Origin of the sequence: Undibacterium sp. TC4M20W (assembly GCF_049340245.1) — a bacterium.
GTDB lineage: Bacteria > Pseudomonadota > Gammaproteobacteria > Burkholderiales > Burkholderiaceae_D > Undibacterium.
Genome location: NZ_JBMPPI010000103.1, coordinates 1 through 226, shown reverse-complemented (window position 1 = coordinate 226; position 226 = coordinate 1). Strand labels below are relative to the sequence as shown.

The following is a 226-nucleotide window of genomic DNA, read 5'->3' as shown; positions in this document are numbered from 1 at the left end:
TGTTCAACCTTGGCACGCACGCTTGACTTGCGGCGATTGGTCAGGCGTTCTTCTTCTGTCAGCGCGTGACTGCGTGTGCCCCGGATGTTGGTAAAGTCCTTTATCCCTGGTGCTTTGCTGCGTGCAATCTGCTTTTGGCCCGTGTAGGCAGAATCACCCCAGTAACGTGTCTCGTGCCCGTGCAGTAATTTTGGCAATACCTGGCTGTCGTGGACATTGGCTCCGG

1 protein-coding gene is annotated in these 226 nt (G+C 55.8%); it reads right to left on the bottom strand.

All coding sequences use genetic code 11. The features are described from left to right. Positions 1-226, bottom strand: a 226-nt coding sequence (locus tag ACO0LL_RS30470) for a transposase (protein ID WP_422954558.1), incomplete at both ends; no start/stop codon positions are given.